Annotated in this window: 23 protein-coding genes; 12 read left to right on the forward strand and 11 right to left on the reverse strand. The window is 73.1% G+C overall.

Features of this window, described 5'->3' with window-relative positions; genetic code table 11:
* The first annotated feature begins 104 nt into the window (after positions 1 to 104).
* Genes AB0J53_RS22090 through AB0J53_RS22105 form a run of 4 tightly spaced genes read left to right on the forward strand, consistent with a single transcriptional unit; the run spans position 105 to position 3,122 of the window.
* Positions 105 to 1,097 (forward strand): metal ABC transporter substrate-binding protein, encoded by a 993-nt coding sequence (locus AB0J53_RS22090; RefSeq protein ID WP_364175125.1) that lies wholly within the window; start codon positions 105 to 107, stop codon positions 1,095 to 1,097.
* A complete protein-coding gene (locus tag AB0J53_RS22095) occupies positions 1,085 to 1,870 on the forward strand; it encodes a metal ABC transporter ATP-binding protein (RefSeq protein WP_219509504.1) in 786 nt (261 codons plus the stop codon). The genes AB0J53_RS22090 and AB0J53_RS22095 overlap by 13 nt, the downstream gene beginning before the upstream one ends.
* Positions 1,867 to 2,736: a metal ABC transporter permease gene (locus AB0J53_RS22100; protein ID WP_219509503.1), complete on the forward strand. Its 870-nt coding sequence runs from the start codon at positions 1,867 to 1,869 to the stop codon at positions 2,734 to 2,736. Before AB0J53_RS22095 ends, AB0J53_RS22100 begins: the two co-directional genes overlap by 4 nt.
* Positions 2,733 to 3,122 carry a transcriptional repressor gene (locus AB0J53_RS22105; RefSeq protein ID WP_219509502.1) on the forward strand — a complete coding sequence of 130 codons (390 nt, stop codon included), beginning with the start codon at positions 2,733 to 2,735 and terminating at the stop codon, positions 3,120 to 3,122. Before AB0J53_RS22100 ends, AB0J53_RS22105 begins: the two co-directional genes overlap by 4 nt.
* On the opposite strand, the gene AB0J53_RS22110 is transcribed toward AB0J53_RS22105, so the two are convergent.
* On the reverse strand, positions 3,062 to 3,958 hold the full coding sequence (locus AB0J53_RS22110) for a DMT family transporter (protein WP_364175130.1): 897 nt from the start codon (positions 3,956 to 3,958) through the stop codon (positions 3,062 to 3,064). The two genes, AB0J53_RS22105 and AB0J53_RS22110, sit on opposite strands and share 61 nt — an antisense overlap.
* 91 nt (positions 3,959 to 4,049) lie before the next feature.
* On the opposite strand from AB0J53_RS22110, the gene AB0J53_RS22115 reads away from it, so the two are divergent.
* A complete protein-coding gene (locus tag AB0J53_RS22115) occupies positions 4,050 to 4,598 on the forward strand; it encodes a CGNR zinc finger domain-containing protein (protein WP_219509500.1) in 549 nt (182 codons plus the stop codon).
* Positions 4,599 to 4,677: 79 nt separating this feature from the next.
* Here the strand turns inward: AB0J53_RS22115 and AB0J53_RS22120 are convergent, their stop codons facing one another.
* Together AB0J53_RS22120 and AB0J53_RS22125 are read right to left on the reverse strand one after the other, a co-directional pair.
* Positions 4,678 to 5,565: an aminoglycoside phosphotransferase family protein gene (locus tag AB0J53_RS22120; protein WP_364175646.1), complete on the reverse strand. Its 888-nt coding sequence runs from the start codon at positions 5,563 to 5,565 to the stop codon at positions 4,678 to 4,680.
* An 87-nt stretch (positions 5,566 to 5,652) separates the two neighbouring features.
* A complete protein-coding gene (locus AB0J53_RS22125) occupies positions 5,653 to 6,843 on the reverse strand; it encodes an aminotransferase class V-fold PLP-dependent enzyme (RefSeq protein WP_364175133.1) in 1,191 nt (396 codons plus the stop codon).
* Between the two features lie 49 nt (positions 6,844 to 6,892).
* Here AB0J53_RS22125 and AB0J53_RS22130 point away from each other — a divergent pair, with 49 nt between their 5' ends.
* Positions 6,893 to 8,257 carry a PLP-dependent aminotransferase family protein gene (locus AB0J53_RS22130; protein ID WP_364175136.1) on the forward strand — a complete coding sequence of 455 codons (1,365 nt, stop codon included), beginning with the start codon at positions 6,893 to 6,895 and terminating at the stop codon, positions 8,255 to 8,257.
* Positions 8,258 to 8,315: 58 nt separating this feature from the next.
* On the opposite strand, the gene AB0J53_RS22135 is transcribed toward AB0J53_RS22130, so the two are convergent.
* The 3 genes from AB0J53_RS22135 to recO are packed head-to-tail and all read right to left on the reverse strand — an operon-like array spanning position 8,316 to position 10,323.
* Positions 8,316 to 8,789, reverse strand: coding sequence for a potassium channel family protein (locus AB0J53_RS22135; protein WP_219507584.1), 474 nt, complete (start codon positions 8,787 to 8,789; stop codon positions 8,316 to 8,318).
* A gap of 29 nt (positions 8,790 to 8,818) precedes the next feature.
* Positions 8,819 to 9,592, reverse strand: a complete 774-nt coding sequence (locus tag AB0J53_RS22140; protein WP_219507583.1) for an isoprenyl transferase — start codon at positions 9,590 to 9,592, stop codon at positions 8,819 to 8,821.
* The gene (gene recO, locus AB0J53_RS22145) at positions 9,589 to 10,323 is read right to left on the reverse strand and encodes a DNA repair protein RecO (protein ID WP_219507581.1); all 735 of its coding nucleotides are present in this window, start codon (positions 10,321 to 10,323) and stop codon (positions 9,589 to 9,591) included. Before recO ends, AB0J53_RS22140 begins: the two co-directional genes overlap by 4 nt.
* A 147-nt stretch (positions 10,324 to 10,470) precedes the next feature.
* Here recO and AB0J53_RS22150 point away from each other — a divergent pair, with 147 nt between their 5' ends.
* The 3 genes from AB0J53_RS22150 to AB0J53_RS22160 all read left to right on the forward strand — a co-directional run bounded on the left by AB0J53_RS22150 (position 10,471) and on the right by AB0J53_RS22160 (position 14,350).
* Positions 10,471 to 12,015 (forward strand): CDP-alcohol phosphatidyltransferase family protein, encoded by a 1,545-nt coding sequence (locus AB0J53_RS22150; protein WP_364175141.1) that lies wholly within the window; start codon positions 10,471 to 10,473, stop codon positions 12,013 to 12,015.
* On the forward strand, positions 12,012 to 12,731 hold the full coding sequence (locus tag AB0J53_RS22155) for a DUF5941 domain-containing protein (RefSeq protein ID WP_219507578.1): 720 nt from the start codon (positions 12,012 to 12,014) through the stop codon (positions 12,729 to 12,731). Before AB0J53_RS22150 ends, AB0J53_RS22155 begins: the two co-directional genes overlap by 4 nt.
* Positions 12,732 to 12,937: 206 nt before the next feature.
* Positions 12,938 to 14,350: a glycoside hydrolase family 16 protein gene (locus tag AB0J53_RS22160; protein WP_364175144.1), complete on the forward strand. Its 1,413-nt coding sequence runs from the start codon at positions 12,938 to 12,940 to the stop codon at positions 14,348 to 14,350.
* 40 nt (positions 14,351 to 14,390) lie between these two features.
* Here the strand turns inward: AB0J53_RS22160 and AB0J53_RS22165 are convergent, their stop codons facing one another.
* Positions 14,391 to 16,727 carry a GH1 family beta-glucosidase gene (locus AB0J53_RS22165; RefSeq protein ID WP_364175147.1) on the reverse strand — a complete coding sequence of 779 codons (2,337 nt, stop codon included), beginning with the start codon at positions 16,725 to 16,727 and terminating at the stop codon, positions 14,391 to 14,393.
* A gap of 88 nt (positions 16,728 to 16,815) precedes the next feature.
* Between AB0J53_RS22165 and AB0J53_RS22170 the strand changes: the two genes are divergently transcribed.
* From AB0J53_RS22170 to rocD, 3 genes are all read left to right on the forward strand, one after another.
* Positions 16,816 to 17,271, forward strand: coding sequence for an Lrp/AsnC family transcriptional regulator (locus AB0J53_RS22170; RefSeq protein ID WP_219507572.1), 456 nt, complete (start codon positions 16,816 to 16,818; stop codon positions 17,269 to 17,271).
* Positions 17,272 to 17,427: 156 nt separating this feature from the next.
* Positions 17,428 to 18,225, forward strand: coding sequence for a dimethylargininase (gene ddaH / locus AB0J53_RS22175; protein WP_364175150.1), 798 nt, complete (start codon positions 17,428 to 17,430; stop codon positions 18,223 to 18,225).
* A complete protein-coding gene (rocD, locus tag AB0J53_RS22180) occupies positions 18,226 to 19,434 on the forward strand; it encodes an ornithine--oxo-acid transaminase (protein ID WP_364175153.1) in 1,209 nt (402 codons plus the stop codon). It abuts the gene before it with no gap.
* A gap of 138 nt (positions 19,435 to 19,572) precedes the next feature.
* Here the strand turns inward: rocD and AB0J53_RS22185 are convergent, their stop codons facing one another.
* The 4 genes from AB0J53_RS22185 to AB0J53_RS22200 all read right to left on the reverse strand — a co-directional run bounded on the left by AB0J53_RS22185 (position 19,573) and on the right by AB0J53_RS22200 (position 23,792).
* On the reverse strand, positions 19,573 to 20,832 hold the full coding sequence (locus AB0J53_RS22185) for a CU044_5270 family protein (protein ID WP_364175156.1): 1,260 nt from the start codon (positions 20,830 to 20,832) through the stop codon (positions 19,573 to 19,575).
* Entirely contained in the window at positions 20,825 to 21,412 is a 588-nt protein-coding gene (locus tag AB0J53_RS22190) for an RNA polymerase sigma factor (RefSeq protein WP_357585107.1), read from the reverse strand. The genes AB0J53_RS22185 and AB0J53_RS22190 overlap by 8 nt, the downstream gene beginning before the upstream one ends.
* A gap of 90 nt (positions 21,413 to 21,502) precedes the next feature.
* Complete coding sequence (locus AB0J53_RS22195; protein WP_364175159.1) at positions 21,503 to 22,213, reverse strand: methyltransferase domain-containing protein; 711 nt, start codon at positions 22,211 to 22,213, stop codon at positions 21,503 to 21,505.
* 22 nt (positions 22,214 to 22,235) lie between these two features.
* The gene (locus AB0J53_RS22200; protein ID WP_219507562.1) at positions 22,236 to 23,792 is read right to left on the reverse strand and encodes an alkaline phosphatase D family protein; all 1,557 of its coding nucleotides are present in this window, start codon (positions 23,790 to 23,792) and stop codon (positions 22,236 to 22,238) included.
* Positions 23,793 to 23,831: the final 39 nt, after the last annotated feature.

The raw sequence follows: 23,831 nt of genomic DNA on the forward strand, positions 1-23,831 counted from the left end.
TGAGGGGATGCCGTCCGGCGCCGCCTGGCCCCCAGCACGCCGTTCGGCATCCCTACCAAGGTCGATTTTGACAACCATTTTCATTTTGCAGCATACTGACTCACATGATGTCAGGACATTCCCGCCTGCGAGCCGCCGGGCTCCTCGCGGGCGCCACGCTGCTCACGACCACCGCCTGCGGAGCCGGATCCGGCGCGACACCTGAGGCCGCCGACGGCAAGCCCCAGGTCCTCGCCGCGTTCTATCCGTTGCAGTGGCTCAGCGAGCAGATCGCGGGCCCCGACGCCCAGGTGGCCGTCCTGACCGCGCCCGGCGTCGAGCCGCACGACCTGGAGCTCGGCGCCCAGCAGATGGCCCAGCTCGAGGACGCCACGCTCACCGTCTACATCAAGGGCGTCCAGCCCGCCGTGGACGAGGCGGTCGACCCCGAGCGCTCCTTCGACGCCGCCACCGCCGTGGCCACGCTCCCGGCCGGCGGGCACGCCGAGGAGGGCCACGCCGGGGAGGAGGGCCACGCCGAGGAGAGTCACGCCGAAGAAGGCCATGCCGAGGAGACTCACGCCGAGGAGGGCCACGACCACGGGGTCGCCTACGACCCGCACCTGTGGCTCGACCCGTCCCGCCTGGCCACCGTCGCCGGCAAGCTCGGCGAGCGCCTGGCCGCCGCCGACCCGGCCCACGCGCAGGGCTTCAAGGACCGCGCCGCCACCGCCGCCGCCTCGCTCACCGCGCTCGACAAGGAGCTCGCCACCGGCCTGACCACCTGCGCGACGCGCACCATGGTGACCGCGCACGAGGCGTTCGGCTACCTGGCCGACCGGTATAAGCTCAAGCAGGTCGGCATCACCCTCGACCCCGAGACCGAGCCCTCGCCCGCCCGCATCGACGAGGTGGCCAAGCTCGCCAAGGCGGAGAAGGTGACGACCATCTTCACCGAGGCCCTGGTCAGCCCCAAGGTCGCCGAGGTGCTCGCCGCCGAGGTGGGCGCGAAGACGGCCGTGCTCGACCCGCTGGAGAGCAAGCCCTCGGGCGACTACCTGTCGGCCATGCGGGGCAACCTCAAGACCCTGCAGTCGGCGTTGGGATGCACACCTTGACCGAGACCGCCTTCGAGATGCGCGACGGGCGGGTGACGCTCGACCGGCGGCCCATCCTGCGCGGCATCGACCTCACCGTCAGCCCCGGCGAGGTCGTCGCCGTCATGGGCGCCAACGGCTCAGGCAAGTCCACCCTGGTCCGCGCGCTGCTCGGCCTCACGCCGCTGTCCGGCGGACAGACCCTGATGTACGGCACGCCGCCCGCCAGGTTCCGCGACTGGTGGCGCATCGGCTACGTGCCGCAGCGGCTCTCCGTCGGCGGCGGCGTGCCCGCGACCGTCGGCGAGGTCGTCACCTCGGGCCGCATCGCCCGGCAGAGCAGGCTGCGCCGCACCAGCGCCGCCGACCGGGCGGCCGTGGCGAGCGCCCTGGAGGCCGTCCGCCTGTCCGACCGGGCGCACGACCCCGTTCAGGCGCTCTCCGGCGGGCAGCAGCAGCGGGTGCTCATCGCCCGCGCCCTCGCCGGCGAGCCCGACACGTACGTGATGGACGAGCCCACCGCGGGCGTCGACGCCGCCACCCAGCAGCTCCTGGCCGACACGCTGGCCAGGCTGGTGGCAGGCGGCAAGACCATCGTGCTCGTCGCGCACGAGCTCGGCCCGCTGGAGCCGCTCATCACCCGCGGCGTCGTCGTGCGCGAAGGCCTCGTCGCGCACGACGGCCCGCCGCCCCGGCCCGAAGGCGACTGCGCCAGGCCGGGACACGAGCACGTCCACCCGCACGCCGCCGAAGCCACGGCGGGGCCGCTGCGGGGCTGGCAGGGAGAAGCATGATCGAGTTGCTCGACAGGCAGTTCTTCCAGCTCGCGCTGCTCGCGGCGCTGCTGGTCGGCCTCTGCGCGCCCGCCGTGGGCACGTTCATCGTGCAGCGCAGGCTCGCGCTGCTCGGCGACGGCATCGGGCACGTGGCGCTGACCGGCGTCGCGCTCGGGTTCCTGACCGGCACCGCGCCGGTGCTCACCGCCGTCCTCGTCGCGGTGGCCGGCGCCGTCGCCATCGAGCTGGTCAGGGCGCGCGGGCGCACCAGCGGCGACGTGGCCCTGGCCCTGATGTTCTACGGCGGCATCGCGGGCGGCGTGCTGCTCATGGGCATCGCGCCCGGCGGCAGCAACTCCAAGCTCAACTCCTACCTGTTCGGCGCCATCGCCAGCGTCACCGAGCAGGACATCTGGATCATCGGCGCGCTGGCCGTCGCCGTCCTCGCCGTCGTCGCGATCTTCGGCAGGGAGCTGTTCGTGCTCTGCCAGGACGAGGAGATGGCTCGCGCCAGCGGCCTGCCGGTGCGCTTCCTCAGCCTGCTCATCGCCGTCACCGCCGCGCTCACCGTCGTCATCGCCATGCGCGTGGTCGGCCTGCTGCTCGTCAGCGCGCTCATGGTCATCCCGGTGGCCACCAGCCAGCAGCTCACCCGCGGCTTCCGCACCACGATGCTGCTGGCCATGCTGTTCGGCGTCATCGCCGCCGTGGGCGGGCTGCTCGCCTCCACCGCCTCCACCCGGGTGCCGCCCGGGGCCTCGATCGTGCTTCTTGCCCTGGCCGGCTTCGTCCTGGCCCTGGGTGTGGGTAAATTCGTACGCCGAGGCCGATCCCAGGAGTCGACAGTGACCGAGCCAAGCACGCGTGCCGAGGAGGTCGTATGACCACGAGACGCGACGCCGTGCACGACACCCTCCGCCAGAGCGAGGGCTTCCGCAGCGCGCAGGACGTCTACGCCGAGATGCGCCAGCACGGCGCCAAGATCGGCCTGACCACCGTCTACCGCGCCCTCCAGGCGCTGGCCGACGGCGGCCACGTCGACGTGCTGCGCACCGACGATGGCGAGTCGGTCTACCGGGCGTGCGAGACCGGCGAGCACCACCACCACCTGGTCTGCCGCCGCTGCGGCCGGACCGTCGAGGTGGCCGGGCCCGCCGTCGAACGCTGGGCCGAGACCGTCGGCACCGAGCACGGGTTCACCGAGATCACTCACACGGTCGAGGTGTTCGGCACCTGCTCGTCCTGCTCGCGCACGCCGCGCCCGGCCTGACCCCGCCGCGACCCGTACAGGACGCCCAGCACCACCACCGCGCAGCCGGCGAGCTGGAGCGGCGACGGCCGCTCGCCGAGCGCGACCGCCGACAGCGCCACCGTCGTCACCGGCTGCACCAGCAGGAGCAGCGCGGTCAGCACGGCCGGCTGCCGGGGCAGCGAATAGGTGATCAGCGACCAGCCGAGCACCTGCGGCCCCAGCGCGAGCAGCAGCAGCCAGCCGTGCGCCGGCCACTCCGGCACGAAGCTCGCCCCGCCGAACAGCGGGCTCAGCGCCGCGATCGCCACCGTCGCCACCACGGTCGCGTGCGCCAGCGGCCCGGCCGCGCGGCCCGAACCGGCCTTCATCAGCAGCAGGAACGCCGCATACGCGATCGACGTGGCCACGCCGGTCACCACCCCGAGCGCCGGGTCGGCGCCATAAGCCCCGCTGTCGAACACCCCCGAGATCAGCACCACGCCGCCGAACACCACCGGCGTGGCGATCATCAGCGGCGTCGACGGCCGCTCCCGGAACAGCGCCCACGCGGCGAACGCCACGATGAACACCTGAAGGTTGCCCAGCACGGTCGCCAGCCCCGCGCCCACGTAGTCGATCGTGTGATGCCAGAACAGCAGGTCGAACGCGAACATGAGCCCCGCCACCCACGCCAGGTAGAGCGGCTTGCCGGTCAGCGGCCCGAGCCTGCGCCGCTCCAGCCAGGCCAGCAAAAGCATGGGCGGCACCGCGTACGCGCACCGGAACAGCGCCGAGGTCGCGGGCGAGACGCCCGACAGCCGGACGAGCGGGGCGGAGGTCGAGATGATCAGTGCTCCGGCGATCGCGATCAGCACGAAACGACGATGTGCACTCACCGAAACCCCCGACCCCCCGTGGGAGAGATACGCTGCGACCACGCTAGAACCGGCCCGGACAGGAGTCAATATGCCGTTTGGCCATGACATGGTGCATGCGCTGGCCACCGTCGTCGAGCTGATCAACACCTCGCCCTCCACCGGAGGGGACGACGGTCTGGCGACCCTGGCCGAGCTGCAATCCTTCGTCGACTCGCGCCAGGTGAGCGGCATCAGCACCCTCACCCCGCGCGACCTCGGACAGGTACGCATCGTACGGGAGGCGTTCCACCGCGTCTTCGTCGCCCCCGACCAGCCCACCGCCGTGCGCACCCTCAATTCGCTGCTGTCCGAGACCCGCATCACCCCACGGCTCACCGAGCACGACGGGCACCCGCTGCACGTCCACTACTTCGCGCCCGACGCCACCCTCGCCGAGCACCTGGCCGCCGACTGCGGCGTTGCCCTCGCCCACCTGCTCGTCGAGGGCGAATGGGAACGGCTGCGCACCTGCTCCGCGCCCGACTGCGAGCACGTCTTCGTCGACGAGTCGCGCAACCGGTCGCGCGTCTACTGCGACAGCCGCACCTGCGGGAACCGGATGCACGTCGCCGCCTACCGAGCCCGCCGCCGGGGCTGACCCCTATCGGACCGGCCGTCTCCTAAGGGCCGGAAGCAGACCACGGCCGCTCGGCGGCGCGGGGAGCCGGGCACGGCCGCTAGGAGGCCGCCAGGATGCGCTGGAGGGTGCGGGCGCCGAGGCGGCTCATCGGCGGGTTGCTGTCGACGTAGTACCAGACCAGGCCCATCGCCTGCTGGAAGGCCCACGCCTTGCCGCGCTGCCATTCGAGGCCGGTGCAGCCGAGGTCGTCGCGGAGCGCCTGGCGCGGCCCGGCCTCCAGCAGGTGCCAGGCGCTCACCAGGTCCAGCGCCGGGTCGGCCGGGGCGAAGCCGCCGACGTCGAGGATGCCGGCGAGCCGCCCGCCGGACACGAGCACGTTGCCGGGGATCAGGTCGCAGTGGTTCATCACGTCGGCGCCCTCGCGGGGCAGGACCCGCAGCTCGGCCCAGAGGCGGCGCAGCCGGGGGACGTCGAGGAGGTGTTCGCTGTGGGTGAAGCAGGTCTCCATCCACGCGTCGTGGTCCTTGAGGTCGCCGCCCCGGCCGGAGCCGCTGAAGGTGCGGCCACGGGTGTCGAGGGCGCGTAGGTCGTGGACGAGGGCCGCCAGGTCGTGGGCGAAGGCGACCGATTCGCCCGGGTCCGCGTCCGTGGCCACGACGCCGGGCAGCCACGTCTGCACCGACCACGGGAGCGGGTAGCCCGCCCCTGGCTCGCCGAGCGCGACCGGCTCGGGGGTGCGGAACCGTGTACGCCCGGCCAGCTCGCCCGCCGCCCGCGCCTCCTTCTGGAGCCAGGCCCGCGTCGAGTCGACGTCGCGGGGCTCCAGGGGGCAGCGGGCGGCCAGCCCGTCGCCGATGCGGAAGATGGCGTTGACCGTGCCGTGGGCGGCGACGCCCGTGACCGGCAGGTCCCGCCACTGCGGGAACTGTTCGGCCACGAGCGCGCGGACCGTCTCGGGCGTGACTGTCAGCTGACCTGCGTGCATCTCCACGCGGATTAGCGTTCCGTGCCCGCGCCCGGGACCGCAACCGGGTTTCCGGCCGCGGCGCGACGGACGCCCGTACGGCTCCCGTCAGGGGCGGACGAGGCCCGCCACGGCCTCCGTTACGTGGCCGACCTCGTCCTCGGTGTTGTAGTAGTGCGGCGACAGGCGCAGGGCCCACTCCACGTCCTTGTCGCCGAAGTCGTACTGGGCCAGCTCGCGGAAGCTGAGCGCCGAGTTGACGCCGCGCGCGTCCAGCGCCGCCTTGAACGGCCGCGCCTGCCACCCCTCGATCGCGAACGTGACCAGCGCCCCCAGCGCCGGGCCCCGGTCCAGGACGCGCACGCCGGGGATCGCGGCCAGGTTCTCGCGCAGCAGCGCCGCCAGGGCCGGGGTGCGGCGAGCGATGGCGTCCATGCCGACCCGGCGGGCGTACGCGACGGCCGCCGCCGAGCCGAGGACCGTGGCGTACGGGAACTCCCAGTCCTCGAACCTGGCCGCGCTCTCCACCGGCTCGTAGCGGTCGGGGGCGACCCAGCGGGCCCCGTACATGTCGATGAACAGCGGCTCGTAGCCAGCGCGCAGCACGCGGTCGGACACGTACAGGAAGCCGGAGCCGCGCGGGCCGCGCAGGAACTTGCGGCAGGTGGCGGTGAGCAGGTCGCAGCCGATCTCCGCCACGTCCACGGGGTGCTGGCCGACCGACTGGCAGGCGTCGACCAGGTAGAGCAGGTCCAGTTCGCGGCAGTGCGCGCCGATCTCGGCGACCGGCTGGACGAGGCCGGAGTTGGTGGGGATGTGGGTGGCGCTGACGAGCCGGGGGCGGTGCTCGCGCATGAGCGCGGCCATCGCGGGCACGTCCACGCCGCCCTCGGGCGTGTCGGGGGCGTGCACGACGCGGACGCCGTGCCGCTGGCGCAGCGACAGGAAGGCGATCTGGTTGGAGATGAAGTCGTTGCGGGTGGTCAGGATGACGTCGCCGGGTTCGAAGGGGATCGCCGACAGCGCGGTGGCGTAGGCGTGGGTGGCGCTGGTGGCGAAGGCGATGTTGCCGGGGCCGGCGTTGATCAGCGCGGCGATCTCGGTGTAGAAGCCGCGCACCTGCTCGGCGCGGGCGGCCGACGCCTCGTAGCCGCCGATGGCCGCCTCCAGGCGGAGGTGGTCGAGCATGGCGTCCAGCACCGGCGTGGCCAGCAGCCCGCAGCCCGCGTTGTTGAAGTGGACGACCTGCTCGCAGCCCGGCGTGTCGGCCCGCAGGGCCAGAAGCGTTTCCGGGCTCAACTCAGAAGCGTTACCATGTCCTCTCATGTCCGAGAGTAGCACTTCTGAGATGGTGACAGCTCTCTGGAAGCTGATCGCCGGGCTCGCCCCCGGTGACCGCCTGCCCAGCAGCCGCGAGCTGACCGTCCGCCACCACGTCGGCCCGGCCACCGTGTCCCGCGCGATCGCCCGGCTCGCCGCCGAGGGCGCCGTCGTGACCCGGCCGGGCAGCGGCACGTTCGTGGCCGCCCACCCCGCGGACCAGGGCGGCGGGGCCGACACCTCCTGGCAGTCGGTGGCGCTCGCCGGGCGCGACGCCTCCGCCGAGCCGCCGGTCCCGCTGCCGGACGGCGCCGTCGCCCTGTCGGGCGGCTACCCGCACGAGTCGCTGCAGCCCACGCGGGCGCTGGCCGCCGCGCTCGCCCGCGCCGCCCGCCGTCCCGGCGCCTGGCGCCGCGCCCCGACGGCCGGGCTCGCGCCGCTGCGCGCCCTGTTCGCCCGCCAGGCGGGCGGCTCGGTGACCGCCGACGACGTGCTCGTCACCGGCGGCGGGCAGGGCGCCCTGTCGATGCTGTTCAGGGCCATCGTCGCCCCCGGCGGCCCGGTCCTCATGGAGTCGCCCACCTACCCGGGCGCGCTCGCCGCCGCCCGCGCCGCCGGGCTGCGCCCGCTGCCGGTGCCGGCGGACGCCGACGGCATCCGCCCCGACCTGCTCGCCGACGCCTTCGCCATGACCGGCGCGCGGCTGCTCTACTGCCAGCCCACCTTCCACAACCCGACCGGCACGGTCCTGGCCCCCGGCAGGCGCGAACAGGTGGTGGAGGTGGCCAGGGCGGCCGGCGCGTTCCTCGTCGAGGACGACTTCGCCCGCCATCTCGGCCACGGCGGCCCGCTGCCGCCCCCGCTGGTCTCCGGCGACCGCGACGGCACCGTCATCCACCTCACCTCGCTGACCAAGCCCGCCTCCCCCAGCCTGCGCATCGGCGCGGTGATCGCGCGCGGCCCGGTGATGCGGCGGCTGTGGGGGATGCGCTTCGTCGACGACTTCTTCACCGCCCGGCCGCTCCAGGAGGCCGCCGTCGAGCTTCTCAGCACCCCGGCGTGGGAGCGGCACCTGCGGACGCTCTCGGCCGCCCTGCGCGAGCGCTGCGCGCTGCTCGCCGCCTGTCTCGCCCGCGACCTCCCGCACTGGACGCTCACCCGGCACCCGGCCGGCGGCCTGCACCTGTGGGTACGCCTGCCGGACGGCGTCCAGGACACCACGCTGGCCGACGCCGCCCGCGCCCACGGCGTCGCGGTGGACGCGGGCGCCCGCTACTTCCCCGCCGAGCCCTCGGGCCCCTTCCTGCGGCTCTCCTTCGCCGCCGCCCCGGGCCCGGCCGACCTCGCCGAGGCCACCCGCCGCCTGGCCGCGCTGCCGCCGTCACCCTCCTGAGAGGGGCGTCACCCTCCCGGGCCTTCTTGGGAGGAGCGTCACCCTCCTGGGAGGGGCGTCACAGGTGGCGGCGCTCGCGCAGGCGGCGGGTCAGCAGGGTGGCGGCCGTGGCGAGGACGACCAGGTTGAACACCATCTGCGCCAGCACCAGCGCCCTGGCCACCTGCCCCTGCGCGTGCACGTCGCCGAAGCCGACCGTGGCCAGCGTCGAGACGGCGAAGTAGAGGGCGTCGGTGCGCGTGCGCAGCCCGGCGAACTCGTTCTCGCCCCAGACGGCCACCCCGTAGTCGGCCAGCGCGAACAGGGCGACGCCCGCCACGGTCGCCACCGCCAGGCCGGTCGCGGGCAGGGAGCCGGGCTCGGCCGTCGCCTGCCGCCTGGCCGCGCGGGCGACGCCCACCACGACCAGCGCCACCCCGGCCGCGAACACCGCCGCGCGCGCCCACCTCAGCCACAGGGGCCCGCCGGCCTCCAGCGGGACGAGGTAGTAGAGCGCGATGACCAGGGCGGAGTTCCAGATCAGTCGCCACATGTCCTGACGTTGCCCACGTCAGGGCGCGCTCAGACCTGGTTGGGCACCGCCCCGCCGTAGCGGCGGTCGCGCTTGGCGTAGATCTCGCACGCCTCCCACAGGTCGCGCCGGTCGAAGTCGGGCCAGAGCCGGTCCAGGAACACCATCTCGGCGTAGGCCGACTGCCACAGCAGGAAGTTGGAGAAGCGCTGCTCCCCCGACGAGCGGACGAACAGGTCGACCGGCGGGATCTCCGGCTCGTCGAGGTAGCGGGCGAAGACCTTCTCGTTGACCTTCGACGCCCTGACGCGGCCGGCGGCGATGTCCTCGGCCAGCTTGACGGCCGCCTCGACAATCTCGGCCTGGCCGCCGTAGTTGACGCAGAACTGCAACGTCAGCGCCCGGTTGTGCTCGGTCATGGCCTCGGCGGTCTGCAGCTCGGAGATCACGCTCTTCCACAGCCGGCCCGGCCGGCCCGCCCAGCGCACCCGCACGCCCATCGCGTTGAGCTCGTCGCGGCGGCGGCGGATCACGTCGCGGTTGAAGCCCATGAGGAAGCGCACCTCGTCGGGCGAGCGCTTCCAGTTCTCCGTGGAGAAGGCGTACGCGCTCAGGTAGGGGACGCCGAGCTCCAGGGCGCCCTCGATGACGTCGAACAGCGACGCCTCCCCCGCCTTGTGCCCCTCGGTGCGCGGCAGGCCGCGGGCCTTGGCCCAGCGGCCGTTGCCGTCCATGACGATGGCGACGTGCCGGGGCACCAGGTCGCGCGGGATCGGCGGCGGCGTCGCACCGGACGGGTGCGGCGACGGCGGGCGGGGATTCACGCGGGTTCCCTTTCTACGTGGCGCAGCGAGCGGATGCCGTGCTCCAGGTGCCATTGCAGGTAGGCCGCCACCAGGCCGCTGCACTCGGTGCGGTGGCGCGGCTCGGAGGCGTCGGCGGAGACCCAGTCGCCCCGCAGCAGCGCCGTCATGAGCCCGATCGTCTCCCCGGCGGGCACGGCCGAGCCGGCCGGGCGGCACGCCCCGCACACCACGCCGCCCGCCACGATGGCGAACGCCCTGACGGCCGGGGCCCGGCACTTGGCGCACGCCTCCAGCGCGGGCGCGTAGCCGGCGACGGCCAGCGAGCGCAGGAAGTAGGCGTCGAGCACCAGCCTGGCCTCGTGGTCGCCGTCGGCCAGCGTGCGCAGCCCGCCCACCAGCAGCAGGAACTGGCGCAGCGCCGGCTCCTTCTCGCCGTGGGTGAGCCGGTCGGCGGTCTCCAGCATCGCGGTGCCGGCGGTGTAGCGGGGGTAGTCGGCCGCCAGTGTCTCGCCGTAAGGTCTGATGGTCTCGGCCTGGGTGACCACGTCGAGTGTGCGTCCGGTGTGGAGTTGCAGATCGACGTGGGTGAACGGCTCGAGCCTTGCGCCGAAGCGCGAGGTGGTGCGGCGCACCCCCTTGGCCACGGCCCGGATCTTGCCGGTGCGCTTGGCCAGGATTGTGACGATGCGATCGGCTTCGCCGAGCTTTTGCGTGCGCAGGACCACGCCCTCGTCACGGTAGAGACTCACTCGCTCATCTTATGGCCGGGAAAGCGTCGGCACTTCGTGCTCCGGCCGTGCGGCGGTGACGCGTTGCTCAGGAACCCTTACTACACTTTGACGCCTGTCCCGCATTGCCCGATGTTCAACCCCCCGAAACCGCCTCGAAAGGGAGTCATGACCCGCGTGGTCCTGCTGGGCTCTTCGCCCGGCCCCGACACCGCTCCGACCGGCCTGAGGCTCGCCGCGCTACCCGGCAATCCCACCGTCTCCGAGCGGCTGCACAGCCAGCTTCGCACCATGGACCCGCGGCCCGCCACGATCGCGTCAGGCGACGTGGCCGCCGCCCTGCGCGCACTGGCCGAGGTCGCCGAGTCGGCGACGGAAAGCCTGTTCATCATCCCGGAAAACTCGGTCGTCCACGACGAGCTGATCTACCAGATCACCAAGTCCAAGCGCGGCGCGCTGGTGCTCGTCGCCAAGGAGCCGCGCCCGGCGGCCGGGGAGGACTCCGACGAGGACCCCGGCGCGGGACAGGAGGAGACGGCCGAGGCCGTTCCGATCGAGGAGGCAGAGCCAGAGATCGGCATGAACCGGGTCGAAGGGCTCCCGGTTCGCTCCCGCATCGGCAAGTCGCGGGTGGTGTCGATCGGCACCGCCACCCACAAGGTGACCCGGCCCAACGCCGTGCTGCTCGGCCCGGTCCACATCAGCGCGCGCAACGCGCCGGTGCTCGCCGAGACCTGCCGCCAGCTCGCCGACATGGCCGACACCTTCGGCCCCGACGACGACCTGGTGCAGATCATCGCGTTCGGCCTGGTGCGCAACGGCGTCTCGGTCGGCATCCGCGGCCGCCGCGACCTGTTCTACCGCCGCGTCACCACCCAGGAGGAGGCCAACGAGGCCGGCTCCGAGATCATCGGCATGGACGAGGACCGGGCCAGGCTCGACAACGCCGTCAAGGGCGCCGACGGCTTCTTCACCACCTACTTCGTCTCCACCTACTCCCGCTTCATCGCCCGCTGGGCGGCCCGGCGCGGGCTGACGCCCAACCAGGTCACGCTCATCTCGATCGCGCTCGGCGTGGCCGCCGCCGCCTGCTTCGCCACCGGCGACCGGGTCGGCATGGTCGCGGGCGGCATCCTGATCTACTTCGCGTTCGTCTTCGACTGCGTCGACGGCCAGGTCGCCCGCTACGCCCGCAAGTTCGGCGTGCTGGGGGCGTGGCTCGACGCCACGTTCGACCGGTTCAAGGAGTACGTGGTCTTCGCCGGCCTGGCGATCGGCTGGGTCGTGGCGGGTCACGGCGACGACACCATCTGGATCTTCGCGCTGGCGGCGATCGGCCTGCAGTCCGTGCGCCACCTGCTCGACTTCTCCTTCGGCATCGCCAACCGGCGCGCCAAGGCGCCCGCGCAGCTCCCGACGCTGCCGCTCGACGCGCCCGACGACCGGGCCCTGCGCCAGGCGCTGGAGCGCCGCAAGGTCGAGCGCAGCCAGGGCATCCGCGGGCTGCTCAAGATGTGGACCAAGGCCGGCAAGTACCGCGCCGTCCACTGGGCCCGTAAGATGATCGTGTTCCCCATCGGCGAGCGGTTCGCGGCCATCGCGATCACCGCCGCCCTCTTCGACGCCCGCATTACCTTCCTCACGCTGGTGATCTGGGGCACCGTCGCCGCCGCCTACACCCTGACCGGACGCCTCATGAGGTCGCTCGCATGATCACCCACCCGCAGGCCGCCGCCACCCCCGCACCCGACCCGGACGAGGAACGCCGCCGCGTCCAGACCGCCCGCCTGCTCGCCTACCGTGACGACGGGCCGCTCGTCCACGCGCTCGCGGGCAAGCTCGGCAAGGGTCTGCCGCCGGTCCCCGCCACGCTCGCCGCCCTGCTGGCCGTCATCGCCGTCACCGCCGGCGGGCTGCTGGAGCCGGGGCCGATGCTGCTGGTCCCGCCGCTGATCATGGTGCTGCTGGTGCTGCCGACCGCGCCGCGCCACCACCTGGGCCGCTTCGACTGGCTGACGCCGCCGCTGCTGCGCGGCGCCGAGTTCCTCACGCTGATCGTCGTCGGGCTGACCGCCGACGCGCCGAAGTGGCTGCTGTTCGTGCTCGTGTACGTGGTCGGCTACCACACCTACGACACCGTCTACCGGACCCGGCAGTCGATCTGGCCGCCCGCCTGGGTGTTCCACGCCGGGCTCGGCTGGGAGCTGCGGCTGCTCATCATCGGTGTGGGCGCCGCCTTCGGCTGGCTGACGCCGGTGCTGGCGGTGCTGACCGCCTACCTGTTCGTGCTGTTCGCCGTGGAGAGCGTGACGAGCTGGGTGCGCCTGGACAAGGCGTCCGCCCAGGCCGGCGCCGAGGCGGAGCAGGACCTGGAGGCCTCTCCCGAGGAGGCCATGGAGCAGGCCACGGGCGAGGCCGAGAAGGGCTGAGCCGAACGCTCGCGCACGAAGGGCCGGTCGCCGTAGCGACCGGCCCTTCGGCATGTCCGGGCGCCTTCACCTGAGAGCGCTCTCCCATCGGAACGGTCCCGGCGATCCGAGGCTGGGACGGACTGTTGACAGCGGGTCAGCGGGTGTGTTCAGCTAATCGAGAGAGCGCTCTCTCCGGTTTGCCTCCGCACCCCCGGGAGCAGCGAATGACGTTACGTACCCTCCGATCCCCCGGCCGCCGCCGGCTCGCGGCCGCCGCCGCGGCGCTGACGCTGGTCAGCGGCCTGCTCGTGCACGTGGCGGTGAGCGCCTCCGCCGCCGTGCCGCCCACCCCGTCCGGCTGGTCGCTGGTCTGGTCCGACGACTTCAACGGCCCCTCCGGCTCCCCGCCCTCCTCCGCCAACTGGCAGATCGACACCGGCCACGCCTACCCCGGCGGCCCCGCCAACTGGGGCACCGGCGAGATCCAGAACTACACCTCCAGCCCCTCCAACCTGGCCCTCGACGGCTCCGGCAACCTGCGCATCACCCCGCTGCGCAGCTCCTCCGGCGAGTGGACGTCGGCCCGCATCGAGACCAGGAAGGCCGACTTCAAGCCCGCCGCCGGGCGCGTCCTGCGCATCGAGGGCCGCATCCAGATGCCGAACGTCACCGGCGACGCCGCCCTCGGCTACTGGCCGGCGTTCTGGGCGCTCGGCTCCCCCTACCGGGGCAACTACTGGAACTGGCCCGGCATCGGCGAGTTCGACATCATGGAGAACGTCAACGGCGTCAACTCCGTGTGGGCCGTGCTGCACTGCGGCGTCAGCCCCGGCGGGCCGTGCAACGAGAACAACGGCCTCGGCGCCAGCCGCGTCTGCCCCGGCTCGTCGTGCCAGTCGGCCTTCCACACCTACCGCTTCGAGTGGGACCGCAGCGTCACCCCCAACCAGCTCCGCTGGTACGTGGACGGCCAGCAGTTCCACAGCGTGAGCCAGTCCCAGTTCGACGCCACCACGTGGAACAACATGACCGGGCACGCCGGCTACTTCCTGCTGCTCAACGTGGCGATGGGCGGCGGCTTCCCCAACGGCGTGGCCGGGTTCGGCACGCCGACCGCGGCCACCGTGCCGGGACGGCCGATGGTCGTCGACTACGTGGCGGTGTGGCAGAGCGGCGGCACCACCGAGCCGTCGCCGACGATCACCCCGACCTCGCCCGGCGGCGTCGACGCCCGCTCCACCATCCAGGCCGAGCGCTACCAGGCGCAGTCCGGGACGATGGTCGAGGCCACCACCGACGCGGGCGGCGGCCAGAACGTGGGCGCCATCGCCAACGGCGACTGGCTCCGCTTCGACGGGGTGAACTTCGGCGCCACGGCGGCCCGCCAGTTCAAGGCGCGCGTCGCGTCCGGGGCGGGGGCCGGCGTGAGCGGCCTGGTCCAGGTGCGGCTCGGCAGCCCGACGGCCCCGCCGATCGGCGACTTCGCGATCGGCAACACCGGCGGCTGGCAGAGCTGGCGCACGGTCCCGGCCAACATCTCGCCCGTCACCGGCACCCACACCGTCTACCTGACGTTCGCCAGCGGCCAGCCGGCCGACTTCGTCAACGTCAACTGGTTCACCTTCTCCACCAGCTGACCGCCCCCGGGCCTCCCCTCCACCGGGGCGGCCCGGCCGGTCAGGCGCTGGAGCCGCGCACCACCAGGCGGGCCGGGAGCACCACCGAGCCGGCGTGCCTGCCCTCCAGCCGTGACAGCAGCAGCCGGGCCAGGGCCATCGCCTGGTCCGTCACGGGAGTCCGTACGGTGCTGAGGGGCGGGGTGGTGGCGGAGGCGGCGTCGATGTCGTCGAAGCCGACGACCGCCAGGTCGGCGGGCACCCGGCGGCCGGCCGCGGCGGCGGCGCGCAGCGCGCCGATCGCGAGCTGGTCACCGGTCGCGAAGACGGCGTCGAGGCGGTCGTCCTCGGCGAGCAGCCGGGTGAGCGCCTCGGCGCCCGACTCGCGGGTGTGACCGGCGAGCGCGAGGTGCGGGCGCAGCCCGGCGCGTTCCAGGGCCTCGCGGTGGCCGGTCAGGCGGTCCTGGACGGCCACCAGGTCGGTGGGGCCGCAGATGACGCCGATGCGGCGGCGGCCCTGGCGCAGCAGGTGCTCGGTGGCCGCCGCGGCGCCGCCCGCGTTGTCCACGTCCACGTACGGGACGAGCGAGGCGACGGCGGGCTTGCCGAGCAGCACGACGGGCGTGCCGGTGCGGGCCAGCCGCTCGGCCAGCGGGTCGGGGCCGTCGGGCGGCAGCAGCACCACGCCGTCGAGCAGCCCGGTCTCCACCCGCTCCAGGATGCGCCGGTGGCTCTCGGCGGTGTCGGCGAGCATGAGCGTGACCTGCTTGCCCGCGCCTTCGAGGACGCTGGTGACGTACTGGACGACGGCGGCGGTGAGGGCGTCGCCGCCCTGCCGGGGCACGGCCAGGACCAGCGCGATCGCGTCGGTGCGGCGCGTGACGAGGCTGCGGGCGGCGGCGTTGGGCACGTAGCCGAGCTCGCGGACGGCACGCAGCACGCCGGCGCGGACCTCCGGGCTGACCGACGCCTCGCCGTTGACGACGCGCGAGACCGTCGCCCGGGAGACGCCGGCGCGGGCGGCGACGGTCTCCAGCGTGGGGCGGCGCGGCCGGTCGCCGCCGAGGCCGTTGCGGCGCACCACGTCGCGGTACCACAGCGCGCTGTCCTTCATCCGCCGCTTCTGGGTGGCGAAGTCGACGTGCACGAGCCCGAACTTGCGCTGGTAGCCGTCGGCCCACTCGTGGTTGTCGAGCAGCGACCAGACGAGGTAGCCGCGCACCCGGGCGCCGCGCTCGACGGAGGTGCGCAGGGCGCGCAGGTGCTCCTCGATGAAGTGGATGCGGTCCATGTCGCGGATGCCGTCGCCGGTGACGGTGTCGGCGAAGTCGGCCCCGTTCTCGGTGATCATCAGCTCCAGGCCCGGATGCTCGCGGGTCAGCCGGTCGAGCAGCAGCGTGAGCGCGCCGGGCACGATGGGCCAGCCCATCGCGGTCACGGCGGTGGGCACGGTGCAGAACAGGATGCCGTCGCTGCCCGGGTAGGCGGGGTCGGCGGGCTCGCTGGGCTGGGCCTGCACGACGGTCGGCGCGTAGTAGTTGACGCCGAGCAGGTCGAGCGGGCCGGAGATGAGCTCCAGGTCGCCGTCACGCACGTGGTCCGTGCCGGCGAGCTCCACCACCCGGTCCGGGTAGCGGCCGCGCGTCAGCGGCTCCAGGAACTGGCCGTGCATGAGCTCGTCGATCCTGGCGACCGCGGCGGCGTCCTCCTCGCTCAGCTCGCGGGCCGAGCCGATCACCTGGCCGGGGGTCATCACCGGCCCGAAGTTGAGCACCGCGCCGATCTCCCGGGCGCCCGCCGAGCGCAGCGCGTCCGCCGCCAGCCCGTGGCCGAGCAGCAGGTGGTGGGCGGCCCTGAAGGCGTCGGCGGCCGACCTCCTGCCGGGCGCGTGGATGCCCGCGCCGTAGCCGAGGAACGCCGCCACCCACGGCTCGTTCAGCGTGAACCAGGTGCCGACCCGGTCGCCCAGCCGCTCGTGCACCACCCGCGCGTAGTCGGCGAAACGCAGCGCCGTGTCGCGCTCCGGCCAGCCGCCCCGGTCCTCCAGCGCCTGGGGCAGGTCCCAGTGGTAGAGCGTCACGTACGGGGTGATCCCGGCCGTCAGCAGCTCGTCCACCAGCCTGTCGTAGAAGCCCAGCCCGGCGGCGTTCACCCGGCCCGCCCCCTCGGGCATCACCCGGGGCCAGCTCACCGAGAAGCGGTAGGCGCCCAGCCCCAGCTCCTTCATCAGCCGCACGTCCTCGGGATAGCGGTGATAGTGGTCGCAGGCGTCCCGCGAGTCGGAGAAGGAGTCCCAGATCGACGGGCCGCGCCCGTCGACGGCGTTGGCGCCCTCGATCTGGTAGGCGGACGTGGAGACGCCCCAGACGAAACCCTCGGGAAAGCGCGTGCTGCTCATGACCGGTGACCTTCCAGCGTGTTAGAGGCGCCCAGTCTGCCGGGAGGTGATCGTCGCGCGCCACACGGCCAGGCGATATACAGAGCGCGTGGAACTGGATCGGCTGGATCGTGACATCATCGCGGCGCTCGTGGACGACGCCCGCCAGACCTACGCCGAGATCGGCCAGCAGGTGGGCCTGAGCGCGCCGGCCGTCAAACGGCGGGTGGACCGGCTGCGCGAGAGCGGCGCGATCACCGGTTTCAGCGCCCGGGTGGCGCCGCAGGCGCTCGGCTGGACGACCGAGGCGTACGTGGAGCTGTTCTGCCAGGGCAAGACGAAGCCGTCCGACATCGCGCTGGCCGTCTCCCGGTTCCCGGAGGTGGTCGGCGCGGCCACGATCACCGGCGAGGCCGACGCGCTGCTGCACATCCGGGCGACCGACGTCAGGCACGTCGAGCGGGTGATCGAGCGCATCGCCGCGCAGGCGTTCGTGGTGCGGACCAAGAGCGCCATCGTGCTCTCCAGGCTCGTCGACAGCCCTCCCGGAACCGCCATGCCGTGACAGCGCAACGAATCACCGCTCACCTGGCACAAGACGCAACAGAACACCGCCCACGCGCAATGTCGCCCTCTTTCCCCACAGGCCTCCCGATTCTTAGGCTGTGGCTCCGTCCTCCCAGGTGAGGGCGTATTCCAGCATGAACACACGGAGCCCTGCATGCCCAAACACTTCCTCATGTGCCGCCCGGAGCACTTCACGGTCGCCTACGCGATCAACCCGTGGATGAACCCCGAGGCGGGCGCCGACCGCGACATCGCGATCCGGCAGTGGGAAGGCCTCAAAGCGGTGTACGAGAGCCTCGGGCACCAGGTCAGCCTCATCGACCCGATCGAGGGGCTGCCCGACATGGTCTTCGCCGCCAACGGGGCGCTCGTCGCCGGCGGCCGGGTCTACGGGGCGCGCTTCGCCTTCCCCGAGCGCGGCCCCGAGGGTCCCGCCTACCTGCGCTGGTTCGCCGAGCGCGGCTACCCCGTGCTGGAGCCCACGCAGGTCAACGAGGGCGAGGGCGACTTCCTCACGCTGGACGAGGTCATCCTGGCCGGTACGGGCTTCCGCACCGACCCGGCGGCCCACCAGGATGCCCAGGAGTTCCTCGGCCGGCCCGTGGTGACGCTGCGGCTGGTCGACCCGCGCTTCTACCACCTCGACACCGCGCTGTTCCCGCTCGACGGGCGCAACGTCGCCTACTACCCGGGCGCCTTCTCCGAAGGCAGCCGCCAGGTGCTGCGCCGGATGTTCCCGGACGCGGTGCTCGCCTCCGCCGCCGACGCCGAGGTCCTCGGCCTCAACGCGGTCAGCGACGGCACCAACGTCGTCATCAACGCCGAGGCCGGAGACCTCCAGCTGGAGCTGAAGCGGCGCGGCTACGAGGTGATCCCAGTCGACCTGTCGGAGCTGCGCAAAGCCGGTGGCGGCCCCAAGTGCTGCACACTGGAAATCAGGGGGGAGAACTGAATGACCAGCAGCGCGGACCTCATCGAGGCCAGTGAGCGCCGGAGCGCGCACAACTATCACCCGCTGCCCGTGGTGATCCACGAGGCGCACGGGGCATGGGTGACCGACGTCGAAGGCAGGCGGTACCTGGACTTCCTGTCCGGCTACTCCTCGCTCAACTTCGGCCACGGCAACGAGAAGATCATCGAGGCGGCCCAGGAGCAGCTCAAGAACCTGACGCTGACCAGCCGGGCCTTCTACCACGACCAGTTCGCCCGGTTCTGCGCCGGGCTGGGCGACCTCACCGGCAAGGACATGATCCTGCCGATGAACACCGGCGCCGAAGCCGTCGAGACCGCCATCAAGGTCGCCCGCAAGTGGGGCTACCAGGTCAAGGGCGTCGAACCCGAGCAGGCCGACATCATCGTGATGGAGGACAACTTCCACGGCCGCACCACCACGATCGTCAGCTTCTCCACCGACCCCGACGCGCGCGGCGACTTCGGCCCGTACACGCCCGGGTTCACCGTGGTGAAGTACGGCTCCGCCGAGGCGATCAGGTCCGCCATCGGGCCCAACACCGTCGCCGTGCTCGTCGAGCCCATCCAGGGCGAGGCCGGCGTGCTCGTCCCGCCGGACGGCTACCTGGCCCAGGTGCGCGAGATCTGCACCGAGAACAACGTGCTGATGATCGCCGACGAGATCCAGTCCGGGCTCGGGCGCACCGGCAAGACCTTCGCCTGCGACCACGAAGGCGTCGTGCCCGACATCTACGTCCTGGGCAAGGCGCTCGGCGGCGGCGTCGTCCCCGTCTCGGCCATCGCCGCGAACGAGGACGTGCTCGGCGTCATCAAGCCGGGACAGCACGGGTCCACCTTCGGCGGCAACCCGCTCGCCTGCGCCGTCGGCAACGCCGTCATCGACCTGCTCAACACCGGCGAGTTCCAGGAGCGGGCCGCCCGGCTGGGCGACATCATGCACACCCGGCTGCGTGAGCTCGTCGGCGACGGCGTCGTGACCGTACGCGGGCGCGGCCTCTGGGCCGGCGTCGACGTCGACCCGTCCCTGGCCACCGGGCGCGAGGTGTCCAAGGCCCTGCTGGAGCGGGGGGTGCTGGCCAAGGACACGCACGGGTCCACCATCCGGCTCGCGCCGCCGATCGTCATCTCCGAGGAGGACCTCCACCGGGCCATCGACCTCCTCGCCGACGCCCTCGCCTCCTTCCGCTGACCCACCGCCCTCCCCGCCCACCAGCGGAGGTGAGGGGCCCTCCCGCCCGTGAAGGCGCCATCCCCCGTCACGGCCCTCTCTCCCAAGGAGACGGGCCGTGACGGGGGCGAGGCGGCTCTTCCCAGGAGGGTCGTGGGGTCAGCCGGTGGGGGTGGGCATGGGGCCGGCCGGGGTGGGGGACGCCGACTCGTCCACGGGGAAGTCCTCCGCCGGGACCTCCGGGCGGGACTCCGACGGGATGGGGGTCGGCTCGGCCGCCGGGAAGTCCTCCGCCGGGGCGGCCGTCTCCGTCGGGCCGTCCTCCGTCGGCGCGTCCTCCGCCGGGGCGGCGGTCTCGGTCGGGACGTCCTCCGCCGGGACGTCCTCCGTCGGGGCCGGGGACGCGGATTCGGCGGGGCCCTCGCAGCTGTCGTCCCCGTCCGGGGAGTCCACCTCGGGCAGCCGGTCGACGACGGTGACGTTGAGCTGGGCGGTGTGCGCGAGCAGGCTGCCCTCGGGCGCTTCCGCCGCGCGGGCGTCCACGACCGTGGCCCGCTCGCCGAGGAGGCTGTACGTGCCGCGGTCGAAGATGAGCTGCCGCAGGGTCCCGTCCGAGGCGGGCAGCCCGAGGGCCACGCCGCGTCGCCCGGCGGAGTCGGCCACCCCGTCGGCCTCCGTCACGCCGGGGATGGCCTTGATCTCCTGGAACAGCGCCTCGCGCTGCGCCCTGGGCAGGTAGCTCTCGCGGACGAGCTCGGCCGCCGCGTCGAACGCCTGCTGGGCGGCGTCGGCCTTGCCGGGCGGCGCGTCGCGGCGGATCAGTGCGCGCAGGGCGGCCGCGTCGAGCCCGCTCAGGTAGGCGTAGTCGTCGCGCCGGTCCCCCATCCGGCCGGGGCAGGACGCGAGCCGGTTCCAGCCGGAGCCCTTCCAGTCGTGGGCCACGGCGGGCAGCTCCCGGCCGGGCCACGGCTCGGGCGGCCGTCCCTCGACGTACAGCAGCCCGTCCGCGCTCCCGTCCACCGACTGGTAGATCTTCCGGTGCGTCCGGTAGAGGTGGCGGCTCTCCTCGCCGTCCTCCCCGGCCTGGAACGAGGCGTACATGGTGTCGGACTCGATCAGGATGAACTGGCCGGGCCGGGGCCGCAGCTCGGGGAAGAACTGCGCGGCGGCCCGCGTGACGGAGCTGCCGGCGACCGGCGACTGCCCGTTCTGCCCGGACAGGGCCACGGCCACGCCCCCGACCAGGGTGACCGTCACCCCGAAGGCGGCCACGGCCTGCCAGCCGAACCTGGGCAGCCGCAGCCCCCTCCCCCCGCGCGCCTCGCGCATCAGCGCCTCGCGGGCCCGGAAACGGGCCTCGGGCGGGTAGGGCGGCACCGCCGGGCGGCCGTCCGCGAACTCCTTGAACTCCTCATCCATGCCGGGGCTCCTCTGCTGCGAAGGGGTCGTTGCCGCCGAGTGCCCTGCGCACCTTGGCGCGGAGCCTGTGCAGCCTGGACCGCACGGTGCCGACGGGGACGCCGAGGGCGAGGGCCGCCTCCTCGTAGGTGAGGTCGGCCCAGGCGACGAGCAGCAGCAGGTCGCGCTCGGCGGCGCTGAGCGCGGTCAGCGCCTTGGCGAGCCGGGGCTGGAGCTGCTCGGCGGTGACGCGGTCGGCGCTGCGCTCGTCGAAGGTGCCCGGCCGTTCCGGGCTCACCTTGGCCAGGGCGTGGTTGCGCCGCCGTTCGGCCCTGCGGTGCTGGGCGACGATGCGGGTGGCGATCCCGTACAGCCAGGGTCTGGCGTCGGGCCAGGCCGGGTCGTAGCGGGCCCGGCGGCGGAAGGCCACCAGGAACACCTCGCCGGTGACGTCCTCGGCCAGTTCGGGGCCGAGGCGCCGGGCCGCGTAGCGGTGGATCTCGTCGGCGTGCCGGTCGAACAGAGCCGCGAAGCTTTCCGGGTCGTCGCGTGAACGCCCGATCAGCGCGGAGTCGTCCAGCGCCTCTGACACTTCCTGCACACCCACCACGTCGTCGGTCCTCTCTCATGCGGTCATCTGGTTCTTGGCCGCACGGGGGACCACAGTTCCGACTATTTCGCGAAACGCCGACTATTTCGCGAAACGCCAGACGTCCAGGCCGCCGGGGGCGTCGGCGCGGGTGAACCCGGCGGCGGTGAGCTCGGCGTCGAGGCGGGCGCGGGTGGGGCGGTGGCTCTCGCTGATGACCTCGTCCTCGCCGATGACGACGCCGCGCTGGGTGACCACGTAGCGGAAGCGCCAGCGGGTCAGCTCGCCCTCGGCGGCCAGGAGGTGGCCGTGCACCTCGTAGCGGTGCCTGCCGACGCGGTAGGAGCCCAGGAGCTCCGGCTCGCCGGGGACGGCGGGCGCGGGCTCGCGGCGGTCGAACACGAGCAGCCCGCCCGGCCGGAGCTGGCGGGCCAGCGTCTCCCAGAGCCGCGGGCGCGTGGCGGCGTCGAACGCCTGCAGCACCGCGATCATGACGACGGCGCCGACCGGCTCGTCGACGTCCGCGTCGAGGGCCCCGTACGGCAGGACGGTGACGCGCTCCAGCAGGCCGGGCCGCTGGGCGAGGCGGGAGACGAGCACGGCGCGCATGCCGGCGGCGGGCTCGACGGCGAAGATCTCGCCGCCGGTGGCGGCGGCGATGACCTCGGTGATCAGGCCGGTGCCCGCGCCGATCTCCAGCACGGGCCCGCGCACCCGCGCCAGCACGGACGGGAGGGCGGCGCGGGCGGCGGGCACGTGGCCGTCCTCGTGCCACAGGTCGTAGAAGGGCACGGCGACGTCATACTGATTCATGACGCCGAGACGATAATGGTTTTCATTCCAGTTGTACAGTGCCGAGCTCCTTGACCTCCTCGCCGGTCGACTGGAGCCAGGTGGCGCGGGCCTCGGGCAGCTTGAGCGTGGCCAGCGCGTTCTGGAACCACGGCCCGGCCACCACCCGCCACCTGAACGGCGGGCGCGGGATGCGGGCCGAGCGCGCGAGCAGCCCGCCGACCAGCGTGGCGATGCCGAACTGGGTGAAGACGTTGGCCCAGCGCAGCAGCCGGCTGAGCGGGTTGCGGATCGGCGAGCAGACCACCTGGTAGACCGGCGCCTTGCGGGCCTTGGCGACATAGGAGTAGTGCACGTCGCCCGAGAGGATGAGCACCGGCTTGCCCAGCCCGGCGAACAGCCTGGCCAGGTCGTCGAACGAGCGCCGGAACGCCGCCCAGTGCTCCAGGTCGACCGCCTGGCGGAAGCGCTCCGACAGGCGGGCGACCGTGCGTCCCCAGGCGCCGTCGCACAGGGCCTCGTTCCAGTTCTGCACGCCGTGGACGCCCTCGGGCAGCAGGAACGGGATGGACGAGCCGATGATCAGCCGCTCGGCGGGCGCGGACACCTGCTCCTCCAGCCACGCCTGTTCGGCCGGGTCGAGCATGCGCCGGTCGCCGGGCGTGAGCTGCCTGGCGCACCGGGTGTCGATCATGATGAGCCGGGATGGGCCGAGGTCGCGGGCGTAGCTCCACCGGTTGCTGGACGGCTCGGCGTCGGCCAGGGCGGCGAAGGCGTCGAGCGCGGCGGCCCCGTCGCCATCAGCGCCCGACAAATCACGATAAAGCGGGTCAGCAGCTCGTTCAGCGGGCGACAGGTTGCCCAGGTGCTGGTACACCCAGTACGCCCCCAGCCCGGCCACCACCCGGCGCTTCCACCAGCTCGTCGCGGCCATCTCCTCGCGCCAGGTCTTGGAGGTGTTCCAGTCGTCGCGCAGGTCGTGGTCGTCGAAGATCATCGCGGTGGGCACGGTGGACAGCAGCCAGCGGATCTCCGGGTCGGTCCACGCCTGGCGGTAGAGCTCGGCGTACTCCTCGAAGTCGGCGATCTCGTCGCGCGGCTCGGTGTCGCGGCGGGCACGGATGAACTCGAGCATCTCGGGCGACGGGCTGTCGGCGTAGACCTGGTCGCCGAGGAGCAGGAGCAGGTCGGGCCACTCCTCCTCGTCCGCCCGCGCCAGGTGGCAGCCGTAGGCGCGCAGCACGTCGTGACCGTGGGTGAGGACGTGCGCGGTGTCGTGCGGCACGCTCGTCCGGCACGACCCGAACGCCAGCGAGCGCGGCCCGCTCTCGGGCAGCCGCCGGATCCGGCTCTCCGGCCGTCCTTCCGGCGGCCACACCTGGTCACCGTCAAGTCGCACGGAATACGTGATGACATCCTGGGAAATATCAGTGATGTCGACGATCGCGTAATGGTGACCGTGGACGGTGAAGGTGGGCGACTTGTACGGCCGACCGCCTGCCTCCACGGTGACCGTACACGGCGCTTCGGCCTCCACGAAGATCGAGGCGCTGGCAGAATCGACGTAGCGCAACATCGGCCCGACCACCAGTGCGGGCATCACACCCCCCGGTTCGACAGTTCGGCACACTCTGGGCCA

The sequence above is a fragment of the Nonomuraea sp. NPDC049725 genome (genome assembly GCF_040674795.1).
In the GTDB taxonomy this organism is placed as follows: Bacteria; Actinomycetota; Actinomycetes; order Streptosporangiales; family Streptosporangiaceae; genus Nonomuraea; species Nonomuraea ceibae.